Raw genomic sequence first — 14,173 nt, forward strand, 5'->3', positions numbered from 1 at the left:
CGGCCGAAGCTGTCACGCCGGCAGAAGGCCGTCAACCGAGCGCACGCGAAGATCCGCGCCCGCGGCGAACGCGCGATCGCCACCCTCAAGACCTGGAAAATCCTGGTCAAGCTGCGCTGCTGACCACGCCGAGCGACCGCGATCGTGCAGGCCATCCTCGTCCTGCACCGCGTCGAAGCCGACCGCCACGCAGGATGAAAATGGCTCACTGATCATCCCAGATCAGGCGGATCGGCCTGCTGACCTCGGCGAGTTCTTGCGTCGCCTTGCAGCGGTTGACAGTCCTTGTCGGCGTCAGTTGTGCCCAGTGTGCGCCTAATGATCTTGCTGGCTGGACGACGTCGAAGACGTCCAGGACCCAGCTCGACCACTCCGACGCCCGTACCACTCCCCGAAATCGGCGAACCCGGAAGGGCCCGCCGCGCCCTGACCCACGAGGCCCCCGATCCGCAGAGGATCGGGGGCCGGAGAGGGAGATTTCGGTGCGATCAGGTGGCAGGCGACGGTGGGGCGCTGGGCGTGACGGGGCGGGCGGTGACGGGAACCGGGGTGACGGCGTCGACGCCGTCCACGTCGGGCTTGGGTTTCAGCTCACCGGTCATGCAGCTCTTGATGTAGGCCTCTTCCACCTGCTCCCGCCACTTGACGGTGGTATCTCCGACCTCACTGTCGGCCGGCAGGTCCGGATCGAGCAGGTCATAGCCGATCTTGCACGCCTCCTTGGACGGCTCGGTGTGCTGGTCGTACAGCTGGGCCCGGTAGTCGATGCCCTTCTGGGAGATGCCGTCGAGGAACTTCATCCGCTCGTTGTACGGTGCCTTGCCGCACCCAGCCGCAGTCAGCGTCAAGAGGGCCACCACACAGGCGGCAACGCTACGCAATCTCATGACCACAGTGTAGGAATCAGCGGTGACAGACCTCGATGCGCCGTCCTGACCTACGGCGAGCCCGGCCACCTTGATCCACAAGCTGCTGGGTGGCAGAAGCATGCCTACCGACGGGGGGAGGTTTGTGCTGGCATATCGCCTGTGGCGCGTCGCCCCCCACAACGCCGGCCGACCGACGCATTACGAGTCGGCACCAAGACAATGGTTCGCTGCGTGGTCTTTCCTGCTTGACGTGCCTTCTGGTCCGCGGTCGTCCGCTGCTGCTCGCCGGCTTGGCTGCTCGTCAGGGCGTCGCGTCCGCACGGGGCCGGCAACGGCTGCAGGCTCGGAGCCTCGTCCGCGCCAGCGCGCGTCAGCGTGCGGCCGTCCGCTGACGTTGCTGTGGGCGGCCGTTCCGCCGGCGGCCGAGGCCGGCACGCATCGGGAGGCGGGGTGGTGCTGTCGAGGAGCGAGGTTCAGCAGGCAACAGCGCCGGTGGGGCATCTGCAGCACATCCCTTGTTGGCAAGCCTCTTCGAAGCCACTCTCCTGGCGCCGGTCTCGGCCTAGGTGGCTGGGAGCCAGTCTGTGCCACAGCAGGGCGGCGAGACCTCGCAAGCGAACCCCATCCTCGCGTGACGTCGTTGAGCGCGCTTTGGTCCACCCCTCGATCGAGAGCCACCTCTGCCGTAAGGTGGTGACACGGTGGCACAGCAAGATCGGAAAGTGGGGAGCTGGGTGGCAGCCAACCCTCAGAGTGTGGCGGCGCCCAGTTGGGATGCAACCAACGGCACACTCTTCCCGGAGAGGCCTGAGCATCGGTCACCTAAGCGCCCTCGAGTCGAGATGGTCGGCTTAGCAGATATCTTCCCTTACTACGCTGGCTTCTCCTTCGACTGGGCTCGCGGCCTTCTGCCAAGCCTCGCTACGTCAAGCGAACCGCGGGTCCTCGACCCTTGGAACGGCAGCGGCACGACCACCCTGGCGGCACAAGCACTCGGCTACAAGTCGGTTGGCGTCGACCTTAACCCAATCGCAAACGTCATCGCGAGGCTACGAACCCAAGTCCAATCAAGCGCCGAGGCCATACCACCGCCGAAGGGGCCCCTCGCCGCAGCCAGCGCAGACGATCCCCTCTCGGCGTGGTTTACGCACCCCACCGTTGAGCGGCTACGCAGCTGGACCTCGGAATTAACGCTCGCATCACGCGCCTCTGCCACGCTCGGACAGGTTGCACTCTTCCGAGTGGTCAAAAGCCTTACCAGTAAGTTCCAAGGAAGCAATCCGACTTGGGTTCGACGAGCTGCCTCTCCGGACGAGCTGGTGGATGTGCCTGCAGACGAACTGGATTCGCTCATCGTCGCCGATCAGCACCATATCCTGTCGCGTCTTAGGACCCTGCCGAGAGACAAAGAAAAAGAGTCGGTTGCATTGGTAACCGCATCATCCTCCGCACTACCAATCAAAGATGGCAGCATTGATGTCATCCTGACGTCCCCGCCGTACCTGACTCGCATCGACTACGCAGTTGCGTACGCAAGGGAGCTGGCCGTCTTGGGTGTGGATATCCGGATGGACCGGCGCCTTCGAGCGGGGCTAATGGGAACAACTCTCATCCGCCCATCGGACGAACAGCTGAGTTACGGACCCTTAGCAACAGACTTGGTGGACCGGATCAAGAGTCACTCAAGCAAGGCGTCTAATGGCTATTACCGGAAACAAGCCATCCAGTATCTGAATGACCTAGTTGGAAGCCTTGATGAGATCCAGCGAGTGGCTGCCCCTCGAGCTAGCGCCGTCCTCGTGGTGCAGGACTCCTACTACAAGGATGTACACGTGCGCTTGGCCGAAATCTGCGAGGAAGAGATGTCCGCGCGTGGATGGACCTGCAAGCCCCGTCGCTTCCGGGTCGATCGCATTCTTACCAGCGTGAACACTGCGGCGCGTGCGTACACCAAGGGCGATGTCTACGAGACCGTTCTCACTTTCACGAGGGGCAAGGATGACTGAGCTAGCCGCCGATGCCACCGGCAGTTTGATTCAAGCCATCGACGAAAAGATCAATGCGGTCCGAACGAACAGCTTGGACTTCTCCTTCAACGAGCTTGCAGATATGCACTCCTCCGGGGAGCTCATTATCCGGCCCGAGTTTCAGCGAATGTTCCGCTGGACAGAGGGTGCCCAGTCACGTTTCATCGAATCGTTGCTGCTGGAGCTACCTGTCCCGCCCATCTTCCTCCTTGAGCGTGAAGACCGAATCTACGAGCTGATTGACGGCCTGCAACGCGTTTCCTCCTTCCTAAACTTTCGAGGCCAACTCAGGGCGGGTGACGCGTACCGCGATCCCTTGACGCTCGTGGATTGCGACATCGTCAGGGAGTTGAACGGCCACACGTACAAGTCATTACCAAAATCGCTCGAGATCAAGCTGAAGCGCAGCTACATCAGAGCCGAGATTCTCCGCAAGGAAAGCGACCAGCATCTCCGCTACTACATGTTCAAGCGTCTGAACACCGGCGGCGAGAGACTGTCGGAGCAGGAGGTTCGCAATGCGACCATCCGTCTGCTGTCGAACGACTTTAACAACTTGATCATCGAACTTAGCGGCGATGTCAACTTCCGGCATTGCACTAACATCATCTCTTCTCAGCAGCGGAACCGCAAGTTCGACCAGGAGCTGGTGCTTCGGTTCTTTGCGATGAAGAACAACTTCGGCGATTACGTGCACGACATAGCTGACTTCCTGACAGAGTACATGGAGTCAGTCTCAGACCCCGAGTCCGGGACCGCGTTCAATTACGAATCCGAACGGGCCATTTTCAAAAAGACTTTCCTGATCCTGAAACTGATCTCCGATAAGCTGGACTTTGGTTACAAAATCTTTGGCAGCATGGGTGGCGGAGCGGAGCCCCGAGGCCAATTTTCCGTCTACCACTACGAGGGTTTGACTCTCGGCCTGCAGGCCGTCCTCGATGAGGTTGACCCAATGGACGACGACCATATTCGACGGCTTGCCGAGGTGGTATCTGCCGGCAAACCAGATGAAGAGTTCCTGAAGCACAGCGGGGGAGGTAAGAACTACCGTAATCCCATGAAGGCCCGCGTCGATTACTTCGCCGACCGGTTCCGATCGGCGATGGCCTCATGAACCTCAATGATCTTCGCGTACAACTTGAGGAGGATTTGGCTTGGCGCCTTGACGAGCTGCGGCGCCTGCGCAACGAACTGCTGGGCGCGCGCCGTCCAGAAGAATGGCCAGTGGCAGCACTTCGCTCCATCCTCGTTATGCAGTACGCCCACCTTGAGGGGTACGCTCGTCAGGCATTCACGCTGTACGTTACTGCCATCAATGCTCGGAAGATGCAATCACATGAGCTAAAGCCTCACTTGTTTGCATCGGCCTGCACCGCGGAATTCGAAGCGCTGCGGCTTCCGTCGCCCGACACTGAGAGCGAAGACGGAAAGTTGACGCGGCGAGCCAAGAAGCAAGTTGAGTTTGTCGAGCGGATCCGCACCCTACAGATGTCGGCAGTAACCATCGATCCCGACGCCGCAGTATCGATGGAAATGAACTTCGGAAGCGACGTTTTGCGACGGACGCTGTTTCGCCTGGGGATCCCCGAAAGCGAAGTAAGCAGAAGCTACTTCAAATCGATCGAGTTTGTCCGGAATACCCGGAACGACATCGCGCACGGGAACCGCAAAGAGCGGATCCCACCTGGCTTGTTTCAGGCACACCAGCGTACGTGCGAGCAATTCATGCAAGATCTAGCCCGGCTTATTACCACTGCCGTCGCTCGGGAGTATTTTAAGGTGCCGGTTCAACGGACGGGATGATGAATAACTACCACTAGGCTATCGAGGGAAGCCACTTCCAATAGCCTTAGCTTACACACTTCCATCACTGTCTGCCGTCGACCCGCCCTTCTGGGGAGCGGGCCGTCGCCCGGCCCGCCACGTCAAGACAGCCTTGACGCTCGCACGGACGCTGGCGGGTCGGGCGGTGGTCTGCTCGGCTTGCCCGGGTCGATGGCAGGCGGGATGGCTCCCTTCCGCAACCACCTACGGACCGTGACCCGCCAGCGGAGCCCCGGCCATCCTGGAGCCGGAGCGCCCCCGCCGGAGGCGCCCTAACCGCAACCCCGCGACCGCCGCCAGCTCGCCGACGCGGCCGGCGTGCGCTTTCCTTCGCCGCGCGGGCTCGTGGCCGCGCGGCCCGGCCGGCTGCCGGCCCACCACCCCACCGGTCAACAGTCTGTCGTTCTGCGGCGGCCCTCCGGGCTTCCCGCTCCCCGCGCCAGCCGCCGGGCATCCGGCGTGACGGCCGCAGAGCGACAGCGGCAGCGGCCGGCGCGCGCCCAGGCGGCGGCGCGTGCGGCCCGTCTAGGGCCGCCTTGATAGACGTATAGAAAGTCCTCCCACACCGGCCGGCAGCCGACACGGCCGGCAGCCGACCGTCCCACCCGGCGCGCAGGAGTCACGGCGGGTTGACGTGTCGGTACCCGGTGCTACTCTGGCGCTCGTCGAGCACGCTAGCGCGGCCTTCCTGCCGGATCGCTGGACTCGACGTCGGAGATGCCGAGCGGCCCTTCCTGCCGCTGATGCGGGCTACGCCCCGACGGCTCTCGATCGCACCGGCCGCTGTGCCGGCCTTCCGAATCCGCTGTACGGCCCAGCACGGTCTTCCTGCCGTCTACGTTGGCCCGGATTCGCGCATCTCCACGGGTGGGGGCAGTCTGCGGCAACCCGCCGGATGCCGACATTCAGGCTCCCCACCCGTGCCGGCCCCAATTGCCAAGTCCAGAAGCGTGAAAGGACATGACCCATCGGCGGGAAGTGGCACGACCACGACTCCGCCCTCCGGCGTCAGCCGCCCTCTCGGCGGTGCCAGGAGACACGACGAACACCATCAGCGGACAGACGTCCATGGCTGGTGGTGCTTCGTCTCCCGTCCCTGCCACCCCCTGAAGAGGAGACAGTCGTGTCCACCACCCCGCTCACCCTCTACCGGCCCGGTCTCGTCGTCGGCCGTGACGCCCAGGTCCTGCACCGCGCCGCCTCTCTGGAGTTCTCCGGCTGGATGGAGCACACCCGCCCCGCCGGCGGCTGCTCGCGGCCGATCCGCCTCACCGGCACAATCGCCGCCGTCGACCGGGACACCGGCCGCATCACCGGCCAGCTGCACACCGACGAACTGCCCGACCGCACGCTCTACAAGGCGTGCGGCAACCGCCGCGAATCGGTGTGCCCGGACTGCGCCTGGGTCTACCAGGGCGACGCCTACCAAGTGGTCTGTCGCGGCCTGACCGGCGGCAAGGGCGTCCCCGACTCGGTCGGCCGACACCCGGTCGTGTTCGCCACCTTCACCGCCCCGTCCTTCGGCCCGGTCCACCACCGGCACGTCCCCCGGCACACCTGCCGCCACCGGCAGCGCTGCGACTGCCGGTCCGCACCCTGCCGCGCCCGCAGCACCGCCGGCACCTGCCCGCACGGGCAGCCTGCGGCGTGCTTCGCCCGCCACGACAGCGATGATCCGCGGCTCGGGCAGCCGTTGTGCCTCGACTGCTACGACCACGCCCACCAGGTCGTCTGGAACTACCTCTCCGGCGAGCTGTGGAGGCGCACCAAGCAGGCCATCGAACGTCACCTCACAGCCCTGTGCCGCAAGCGCGGCATCCCCTTCGTCCGGGTCGTCACGGCCTCGGGCAAGGTCCGCTGGGTGCCGCCTGTGCGGGTGTCCCATGGCAAGGTCGCCGAGATGCAGCGTCGGGCAGCGGTGCACTTCCACACACTGCTGCGTCTCGACGGTGTCGACGCGGACGACCGGGACGCGCTCGTGCCGCCGCCGGACGGCATCACCGTCGACGACCTGGAGGAAGCGGTCCGCACCGCCGCTTCGCGGATCACGGTTACTGCACCTGCGCATCCGGACCGGCCGCAGGGCTGGTTGGTCGCCTGGGGTGAGCAGGTCGACGTCCGGCGGATCAACACCGCTGGCGACGAGCTGACCGACGGCAAGGTAGCCGCGTACCTGGCGAAGTACGCCACCAAGGCCACGGAAGCCACCGGGCACTCGTTGACCCGGCTCACCCCGGCCACGATCGACGACTACGCCGATCCGGAGGGTGACCACGTCGCCCGGCTCATCGACGCCTGCTGGCACCTCGGCCGCCCTACCCAGACCAACGGGAGCGGTGGCGCCGCAACGGCCGGCGACCGTCAAGACGGCCTTGACGCCAAACCGAACGTCTACGGCGGGCTGCGTCGCTGGGCGCACATGCTCGGCTTCGGCGGCCACTTCCTCACCAAGGCCCGTCGCTACTCCGTCACCTTCGGCCAGCTCCGCGACGCCCGCGCCACCTACCGCCGGACGGAAGACGACGAACCCGCCGACACCATCACCGTCGGCACCCTCACCTACATCGGGTCCGGCTGGCTGAGCGAGGGAGACGCCCTGCTCGCGAACACCGCCGCCCGACAGCGACGCGAGAGCAGCCGTGTCGGCCGGGAAGAACTTGCCTACGAATCCTGGCTCACCGGGGCCGCCGCATGAGCCACGATCTCCGCCCCCGCTGGTACTCGCCGGCCGAAGTCGCCGTGCTGCTCGGCTTCGGCATCTCCAAGGTCAAGATGAAGATCGCCACCGGCGAGCTGCGCTCCATCAAGGACGGCAAGTACCGCCGCATCCTCCCCGAATGGGTCGACGACTACATCCGCGATCAGATCGAGCGGCAGGAGGCGGCCTGATGCCCGGACGCGCCCGCGCCAACGGTGAGGGGTCGATCTTCCCCTACCGCAACGGCTTCGCCGCCTACGTCTGGGTCGAGAAGCCCGACGGGAAGCGGGGTCGGAAGTGGGTCTACGGCAAGACCCGCGAGGAGGTCCACGACAAGTGGATCAAGCTGCATGGCCTGGCGAAGGCCGGACCGGTGGCGACTCGCTCTCCGACGGTGGGGGAGTACGCCGGCTACTGGTTGCGCGAGATCGTCAAGCCGAACCTCGCCCCGGGCAGCTACGTCACCTACGAGGTGGTGGTCCGGCTCTACCTCGTGCCAGGGCTGGGCCGGAAACGCCTCGACAAGCTTCGGGTCAGCGACGTGCAGACGTGGATCAACGAGGTGGGGCGGACCTGCCAGTGCTGTGCCCAGGGCAAGGACGAGCGGCGCAAGCTCGCCCAGCGTCGCTGCTGTGCCCTCGGCCGCTGTTGCCAGAATCTGCCTTCGGCAACCAGCGTCACCCACCTGCGGACCGTGCTCCGGACGCTGCTCTCCCAGGCGATCACCGAGGGGCTGATCTCCCGCAACGTCGCGTCCCTGGTGAAGCTGCCACCCGTACGCAAGCGAAAGCGGAAGGCGTGGACGAGCGACGAGGCACGGCGCTTCCTGGAGTCGGCCCGCGCCGACGACGACCCGCTCTACGCCGCGTACGTCTTGGTCCTGGTGCTCGGTCTGCGCAAGGGCGAGATGTTGGGGCTCACCTGGGCCGACGTCGACCTCGACGCGGGGGAGCTAACCATCGATCGGCAGCTCCAGCGGGTCGGTGCCGAACTGCTGCACCGAGAGACGAAGACGGCCGCCTCGGACGCCACCCTGCCGCTGCCGGACATCTGCACCGTGGCGCTCGGCCGCCGCCGTGCCGCCCAGACCACCGCCCGGGATACCGCCGGCCCGGCCTGGCAGCCCTCAGACCTGATCTTCACCACCTGCTACGGCCGGCCGGTCGAGCCGCGCAACTTCAACCGCTTCTGGGACCGCCGCTGCGACGCGGCCGGCGTCCGGCGGATCACCGTCCGGGATGCCCGGCGGACCTGTGCCTCGCTCCTGGCGGACCTGGACGTGCACCCCCGGGTGGCGATGCAGATCCTCCGGCACGCCCAGTTCGCCATCACCATGGAGATCTACACGGTGGTCTCCTCGGCGGCCACCCGCGACGCCCTCAAGCGACTCGGCAGCGCACTGGACCGGTAACGCGCTACTGCTGTACTTCGTTGCTGTACCGGCCCGGAGCACAACAAAAGCGGCCCCCGCAAAGGGCCGCTGAGCTGCAACAGAGTGGGCCGCCAGGGACTCGAACCCTGAACCTATGGATTAAAAGTCCACAGCTCTGCCATTGAGCTAGCGGCCCGCACGGCACAGGTTACCCGAAGCCGATCAGCCCGGCGTGCGTCGCGCATCGACCCTCCGACCACGCCCCGACACCGACACGACGCCGCTTCGGGGCCCTCCGCTGCGTCCTCGGGCCGCTACGCTTCGGCAATGGCGAGCTGGCACCGGCACGGCCTGAAGGCAAAAGCCGCAGTGGTGCCCGCCGTCGCCCTGGTCGCCCTGCTCGGCCTGGTGGTGCAGTCGGAGGGCATCGACACCACCGCCGAACTCGTGGCGCTACTCGTCGTCCTCGCCTCGTCCGCAGCGCTCTACCTGCGCCGGCGACACCCGGTGGCGGTGGGCGTGGCCGCGCTGGCCGCGGTCGCCGCGTACGGCGCTCTGCTGCACCGGCCCGGGCCGATCATGCTGGTGTTCGTCGTGGCGTTGTACACGGTCGTCGACGAGGGGTACCTCGCGGTCGCGGTGGGGCTCGGCGTGGCCTCTGTCGTCTCGTTCGCCGTCGCCGACAGCTACACCCGGACCGGTGTCAGCGGGAACGGGGCGACGCTGCTGCACGCCGGCTGGCTCGTCGCGGTCATCGTCGGCGTCACCCGTAACCGGCGGGCCTACCTCGCCGAGGTGCAGGCCCGGGTGCTTGCCGCAGAACAGCGTAAGGAGGAGGAGGCCCGCCACCGGGCCACGGAGGAGCGGCTGCGGATCGCCCGCGAGCTGCACGACCTGCTCGGCCACCACTTGTCGCTGATCAGCGTGCAGGCGAGCGCCGCGTTGCACCGGCCCGATCCGGAACGGTCCGAGGAGGCGCTCTCCGTGATCAAGCAGACCAGCCGGGAGACGCTGCGCGAGCTGCGGGCGGCGCTCGGGGTGCTCCGGCAGGAGGGTACGTCGCCGAGCCGGCCCGCGCCCGGTCTCGACCGCCTCGACGAGCTGGTCACGGCGGCCGGGCGATGCGGGCTGACGGTGCGTACCGAGGTGACGGAGACCGGGCCGCTCCCGCCGGAGGTGGATCTGTCCGCGTACCGGATCGTCCAGGAGGCGCTCACCAACGTGAGCCGTCACGCGGGCGCAACCACGGCGGTGGTCCGGGTCGTGCCGGACGGCGACGAGGTGCTGGTGGAGGTGGCGGACGACGGCGCCGGTCCCACGGGCCCGCCCGGGAACGGGATCCTCGGCATGGGCGAGCGGGCCCGGGCGCTGGGCGGCTCGCTCACCACCGGGCCCGGCCCGGACGGCGGGTTCCTGGTGCGGGCCCGCCTTCCGCTGCGGCCCGCCCCGCTGCCGGTCCCGGCGCCACGCACGGCACAGGGGGAGACGACATGATCCGGTTGCTGCTCGCCGACGACCAGACCTTGGTACGCGCGGGCTTCCGCTCCATCCTCGACGGCGAGGACGGCATCGAGGTGGTCGGCGAGGCCGCCGACGGTGCCACTGCGGTAGGGCTGACGCGGGAACTACGGCCGGACGTCGTCCTCATGGACATCCGGATGCCGCTGCTGGACGGGCTCGCCGCGACCCGGGAGATCGTCACCGGCACGGCCGCCCGCGTGATCATTCTGACCACCTTCGACCTGGACGACTACGTGTACGGCGCGTTGCGGGCCGGCGCGAGCGGCTTCCTGGTGAAGGATACCGAGCCGGCGGAGCTGATTCACGGCGTCCGGGTGGTGGCGCGGGGCGACGCGTTGATCGCCCCGGCCGTCACCCGCCGGCTGATCGCCGAGTTCGCCGCCCGGACCCGGCACCCGGACCCGGGCCCTCGGCTGAACGCGCTCACCGAGCGGGAACGGGAGGTGCTCGCCCTGGTCGCCGCCGGCCTGTCGAACGACGAGATCGCGGCCCGGCTGGTGCTGAGCCCGGCCACCGCGAAGACGCACGTCAGCCGGATCATGACCAAGACGCGGGTACGGGACCGGGCCCAGCTCGTGGTGCTCGCGTACGAGTCGGGGCTCACCGTCCCCGGCTGGCTCACCGCCTCCTGACCGAGCCGCCAGGACGGAACGAGATGCCGGTCAGGCGGTGCGCCGGGAACGGGCCAGTGCCAGCCCGCCCAGCACCGCCCCGATCAGCCCGAACGCCACCCCGGCGACCGCACCGGCACGTCCCTGACCGCTGCCGAGGCCCTCGGTGGTCAGCGCCAGATGCCACACGCTGAGGACCAGGCTGACCAGTCCGGCCGCGGCAGCCAGCAGGGCCTGGACCCGCCCCTCGCCCGGCCCCCGGCGGGAGCGGCGCAGTGCCAACCCGCCGACGGCCACGCCGGCCAGGCCCACCAGGGCGATGACTGTGGCGCCGGCCCGCCCGGAGCCGCCGATGCCACCGGCGGCGAGCGAGGCGTGCGCGGCCGGGGCGACTGCGCCGGCGAGCAGGTGCATGGACATTCTGGGACTCCCTCGGGTCGCGGCAAGTGGTGACGGCGGCAGCGTATGGACGGGCATCGCCGCCGGTCGTCGCCCCGGAGTCGTCGATCGGGCTACCACCACGGGAGTACGCGCACCGCCCGCGTACCCCAGGGGTTGTCGCCGCCGGGCGTGAACGGCGGCGGCTCGGCGGTGAGGTGCACGCCTGGCTGCCGGGGCAGAACCAGACGCTGTGCGGGCTGCCGCTGAGCACGAACCCCCGTCCGTGAGCGGTTGCTGCCCGGTTCAGCGGGTACCGCACCCGTCATGCGCATCGTGATCGTGGGGGCGACCGGCAACGTGGGGACGGCAGTGCTGCGCCGGCTGCGGCGGGAGGCGGGCACCGAACTGGTCGGCGTGGCCCGCCGGCTGCCCGGGCCGGACGCCGGTGAACCGTACGACGACGTGGAGTGGCACGCCTGCGACATCGGCGCACCTGGTGCCGCCGACCAGCTCGTGCGGATCTTCGCCGGGGCACGGGCGGTCGTGCACCTGGCCTGGCAGATCCAGCCCAGCCACGACCGGCGCACGCTCCACCGAACAAACGTCGGCGGCAGCCGCGCGGTGATCGAGGCCGCCGTCCGGGTCGGCGTTCCGGCCCTCGTGTACGCCTCATCTGTCGGCACCTACGCGCCCGGCCCGAAGAACCAGCCGGTCAGCGAGAACTGGCCGGCGACCGGTGTGGAGACGTCGTCGTACAGCCGGGACAAGGCGGAGGTCGAGGCACTACTCGACGGCGTACAGCGGGAGCACCCGAAGCTGCGCGTCGTACGCCTGCGGCCGGGACTGATCTTCCAGCGGGAGGCCGGTACGGAGATCAGCCGCTACTTCCTCGGCCCGCTGGTGCCGGTGCGGCTGCTGCGGTACGGCCGGATTCCGCTGGTGCCGTCGAACAAGCGACTCCGGATGCAGGCGGTGCACGCCGACGACGTGGCGGACGCGTACGCCCGGGCGGTTCTGGGGGATGCGAGCGGCGCCTTCAACGTGGCGGCCGACCCGGTGCTGACGCCGGAGCTGGTGGCCCGGCACTTCCACGGCTGGACGCCGCTGCCGGTGGCGGTGCCGGTGCTGCGGGCCGCGGCGGCGGTGACCTGGCGGGCGCGGCTGCAACCGGTCGACACCGGGTGGGTCGACCTGGCGCTGAACGTGCCGCTGATGTCCAGCCACCGCGCCGAGACCGAACTCGGCTGGAGCCCGGCCGTCGACACGGTGACCGCCCTGAAGGAGCTGTTCGCCGGGATGGCCGCTCGGGCCGGTACCGACTCCCCGCCGCTGTCCCCGGACCCGGCGCTCCCCGGTCGACCTGCCGCCCTGACCAGAGGCCACCTCCCCGGACACCCCAACCCCTACTGACCCCGCCCTGCCTCGCCGCCTCGCCCCACCTCGCCCTGCGAAAGGGCGGATGCGATGGCGCGGGCGGAACGGGCGCCGTCGGGCCGGGATTGCCCGCTGATCATGAAGTTGACGGCGCGACACGCCGACGGGGAGGCCGCTAACTTCATGATCGACGGGGCGGGCGGGCGGGCCGGCGGGCCGGCGGGCGGGCGGAGCCGAGCCGCGCGGGGCAGCGCGGGGCAGCGCGGGACGGGTCAGGAGATCTGGGCACCCAGGAAGAAGATGCCGGGGTGGCCCTTCGTCTCGAAGCCTCGGCTGGGGTTTCGCCGCAGGGTGCTGCTGTCGATCTTCAGGGTGCCGGTCCGGTTGTTGCTGACGAAGAAGATCGCGCCGCCGCCCTCGTTCGCGCTGTTGTCCTCGATCACCGTGCCGGCGATCCGTACCGCGAACTCGTTGCCGTCGCAGTAGATCGCGCCGCCACTGCCGCCACCCGGCGTGCCGCCCCGGGCCGGGTTCGCCCCCGTGCCGACCGCGCGGTTGTCGCGGAAGACGCTGTTCAGCACCGTCCAGGAGACGCCGATGCTGCTCAGCGCCCCGCCGTTGGCGCACACCCCGCCGGTGAAGGTACTGCTCACCACGTACACCGGCTTGTTCTCGAACTGGCTCAGCACGCGCAGTGCGGCGCCCCCGAGGTCCGGGCCGGTGCGGTCGCAGCGGTTGCCGACGAACCGTGAGTTGATCACGGCGAACCGCCCGCCGCGTACGAAGATCGCGCCGCCTCCGCCGCCCTCGGTCTTCTCGCCCGTGGCGTCCCCGTCGGCGAACGTCAGGTTCTGCACGGTGAGCCGTGGGTGGTCCTGGTTCTGGCAGTGCGAGGTGGTCCAGCCCTGCGCCTCGTCGCACGTGTTCATGTAGAGGATCCGGCGCTTGCCGCCGCCGCTCAGCGTGACAGTGCCACCGCCGTCCAGCACGACGCGCGGGCCGTGCGAGTTCACCACCTTCGCGGTGGCCTTCATGGTGATGGTGACCGGCGCGGGCCCGCAGTCGAAGGTGATCAGACCACCGGCCGCGACGGCCTTCACCACCGCCTCCGAGGTGCAGCTCGCCGGGGTGCCGCTGCCGACGGTACGGGTCGGGCGCGAGGTGTCCACCGGGCGCGCCTCGGCCGGTACGGCGGCCCGGCCGGCCGGATTGCCGGCGCGGAACGTGACGGTGGCAGGGCTGGGGCTCGGACGGGCGCTGCCGAGACCGGCCCGCCCGCTCGGGGAGGCGACCGGGGCGGCTGCCGGACGGGCCGACGAGCCGGCGTCGGCGGCGGGCGCGACGGCCGGATCGTCGTCGCCGCAGGCGGGGAGCGTCGCCGTCGCCAGGGCGAGGACGAGCAGAGTGACAGCCGACTTCACGCGCACCGCCCGATGCTAGGAGGACCGGCCGCCCCGGCACGACTCCACGGACGATCCTTAACCTGCCGCTAA

At 68.5% G+C, this 14,173-nt stretch carries 13 protein-coding genes, 1 tRNA gene and 1 pseudogene; 11 read left to right on the forward strand and 4 right to left on the reverse strand.

Going from position 1 to position 14,173, the window contains the following annotated elements; translation table 11 throughout:
- Positions 1-198: pseudogene (locus NMK34_RS01385) on the forward strand (transposase family protein); the annotation flags it as partial.
- Between the two features lie 290 nt (positions 199-488).
- Here NMK34_RS01385 and NMK34_RS01390 read toward each other — a convergent pair.
- On the reverse strand, positions 489-887 hold the full coding sequence (locus NMK34_RS01390; protein ID WP_318331893.1) for a hypothetical protein: 399 nt from the start codon (positions 885-887) through the stop codon (positions 489-491).
- Between the two features lie 683 nt (positions 888-1,570).
- Between NMK34_RS01390 and NMK34_RS01395 the strand changes: the two genes are divergently transcribed.
- The 6 genes from NMK34_RS01395 (at position 1,571) to NMK34_RS01420 (ending at position 8,832) form a co-directional block, all read left to right on the forward strand.
- The gene (locus NMK34_RS01395; RefSeq protein ID WP_318331894.1) at positions 1,571-2,875 is read left to right on the forward strand and encodes a hypothetical protein; all 1,305 of its coding nucleotides are present in this window, start codon (positions 1,571-1,573) and stop codon (positions 2,873-2,875) included.
- Complete coding sequence (locus NMK34_RS01400) at positions 2,868-4,013, forward strand: DUF262 domain-containing protein (RefSeq protein WP_318331895.1); 1,146 nt, start codon at positions 2,868-2,870, stop codon at positions 4,011-4,013. Before NMK34_RS01395 ends, NMK34_RS01400 begins: the two co-directional genes overlap by 8 nt.
- Entirely contained in the window at positions 4,010-4,702 is a 693-nt protein-coding gene (locus tag NMK34_RS01405) for an MAE_28990/MAE_18760 family HEPN-like nuclease (RefSeq protein WP_318331896.1), read from the forward strand. Before NMK34_RS01400 ends, NMK34_RS01405 begins: the two co-directional genes overlap by 4 nt.
- A 1,144-nt stretch (positions 4,703-5,846) precedes the next feature.
- Positions 5,847-7,418, forward strand: a complete 1,572-nt coding sequence (locus NMK34_RS01410) for a replication initiator (protein WP_318331897.1) — start codon at positions 5,847-5,849, stop codon at positions 7,416-7,418.
- Entirely contained in the window at positions 7,415-7,612 is a 198-nt protein-coding gene (locus NMK34_RS01415; RefSeq protein ID WP_318331898.1) for an excisionase family DNA-binding protein, read from the forward strand. The genes NMK34_RS01410 and NMK34_RS01415 overlap by 4 nt, the downstream gene beginning before the upstream one ends.
- Positions 7,612-8,832, forward strand: coding sequence for a tyrosine-type recombinase/integrase (locus NMK34_RS01420; protein ID WP_318331899.1), 1,221 nt, complete (start codon positions 7,612-7,614; stop codon positions 8,830-8,832). Before NMK34_RS01415 ends, NMK34_RS01420 begins: the two co-directional genes overlap by 1 nt.
- 85 nt (positions 8,833-8,917) lie before the next feature.
- Here the strand turns inward: NMK34_RS01420 and NMK34_RS01425 are convergent.
- Positions 8,918-8,989 (reverse strand) — tRNA-Lys (locus tag NMK34_RS01425).
- 131 nt (positions 8,990-9,120) lie between these two features.
- On the opposite strand from NMK34_RS01425, the gene NMK34_RS01430 reads away from it, so the two are divergent.
- Entirely contained in the window at positions 9,121-10,287 is a 1,167-nt protein-coding gene (locus tag NMK34_RS01430; RefSeq protein ID WP_318331900.1) for a sensor histidine kinase, read from the forward strand.
- Positions 10,284-10,946, forward strand: coding sequence for a response regulator transcription factor (locus NMK34_RS01435; protein ID WP_318331901.1), 663 nt, complete (start codon positions 10,284-10,286; stop codon positions 10,944-10,946). The genes NMK34_RS01430 and NMK34_RS01435 overlap by 4 nt, the downstream gene beginning before the upstream one ends.
- A 30-nt stretch (positions 10,947-10,976) precedes the next feature.
- Here NMK34_RS01435 and NMK34_RS01440 read toward each other — a convergent pair whose 3' ends face one another.
- Entirely contained in the window at positions 10,977-11,345 is a 369-nt protein-coding gene (locus NMK34_RS01440) for a DUF6223 family protein (RefSeq protein ID WP_318331902.1), read from the reverse strand.
- Between the two features lie 26 nt (positions 11,346-11,371).
- On the opposite strand from NMK34_RS01440, the gene NMK34_RS01445 reads away from it, so the two are divergent.
- Together NMK34_RS01445 and NMK34_RS01450 are read left to right on the forward strand one after the other, a co-directional pair.
- On the forward strand, positions 11,372-11,593 hold the full coding sequence (locus NMK34_RS01445) for a hypothetical protein (protein ID WP_318331903.1): 222 nt from the start codon (positions 11,372-11,374) through the stop codon (positions 11,591-11,593).
- A 37-nt stretch (positions 11,594-11,630) separates the two neighbouring features.
- The gene (locus NMK34_RS01450) at positions 11,631-12,716 is read left to right on the forward strand and encodes an NAD-dependent epimerase/dehydratase family protein (RefSeq protein WP_318331904.1); all 1,086 of its coding nucleotides are present in this window, start codon (positions 11,631-11,633) and stop codon (positions 12,714-12,716) included.
- A 236-nt stretch (positions 12,717-12,952) separates the two neighbouring features.
- Here the strand turns inward: NMK34_RS01450 and NMK34_RS01455 are convergent, their stop codons facing one another.
- The gene (locus NMK34_RS01455) at positions 12,953-14,101 is read right to left on the reverse strand and encodes a hypothetical protein (protein WP_318336246.1); all 1,149 of its coding nucleotides are present in this window, start codon (positions 14,099-14,101) and stop codon (positions 12,953-12,955) included.
- Positions 14,102-14,173: the final 72 nt, after the last annotated feature.

It is taken from the genome of Micromonospora sp. BRA006-A, assembly GCF_033433935.1.
GTDB classification, from domain to species: domain Bacteria; phylum Actinomycetota; class Actinomycetes; order Mycobacteriales; family Micromonosporaceae; genus Micromonospora; species Micromonospora aurantiaca.

Bases quoted from the DNA above. Each gene is read 5' to 3' on its own strand.
- NMK34_RS01390 (WP_318331893.1), bottom strand. From the start codon at position 887: ATGAGATTGCGTAGCGTTGCCGCCTGTGTGGTGGCCCTCTTGACGCTG.
- NMK34_RS01400 (WP_318331895.1), top strand. From the start codon at position 2,868: ATGACTGAGCTAGCCGCCGATGCCACCGGCAGTTTGATTCAAGCCATC.
- NMK34_RS01405 (WP_318331896.1), top strand. From the start codon at position 4,010: ATGAACCTCAATGATCTTCGCGTACAACTTGAGGAGGATTTGGCTTGG.
- NMK34_RS01415 (WP_318331898.1), top strand. From the start codon at position 7,415: ATGAGCCACGATCTCCGCCCCCGCTGGTACTCGCCGGCCGAAGTCGCC.
- NMK34_RS01420 (WP_318331899.1), top strand. From the start codon at position 7,612: ATGCCCGGACGCGCCCGCGCCAACGGTGAGGGGTCGATCTTCCCCTAC.
- NMK34_RS01430 (WP_318331900.1), top strand. From the start codon at position 9,121: ATGGCGAGCTGGCACCGGCACGGCCTGAAGGCAAAAGCCGCAGTGGTG.
- NMK34_RS01435 (WP_318331901.1), top strand. From the start codon at position 10,284: ATGATCCGGTTGCTGCTCGCCGACGACCAGACCTTGGTACGCGCGGGC.
- NMK34_RS01440 (WP_318331902.1), bottom strand. From the start codon at position 11,345: ATGTCCATGCACCTGCTCGCCGGCGCAGTCGCCCCGGCCGCGCACGCC.
- NMK34_RS01450 (WP_318331904.1), top strand. From the start codon at position 11,631: ATGCGCATCGTGATCGTGGGGGCGACCGGCAACGTGGGGACGGCAGTG.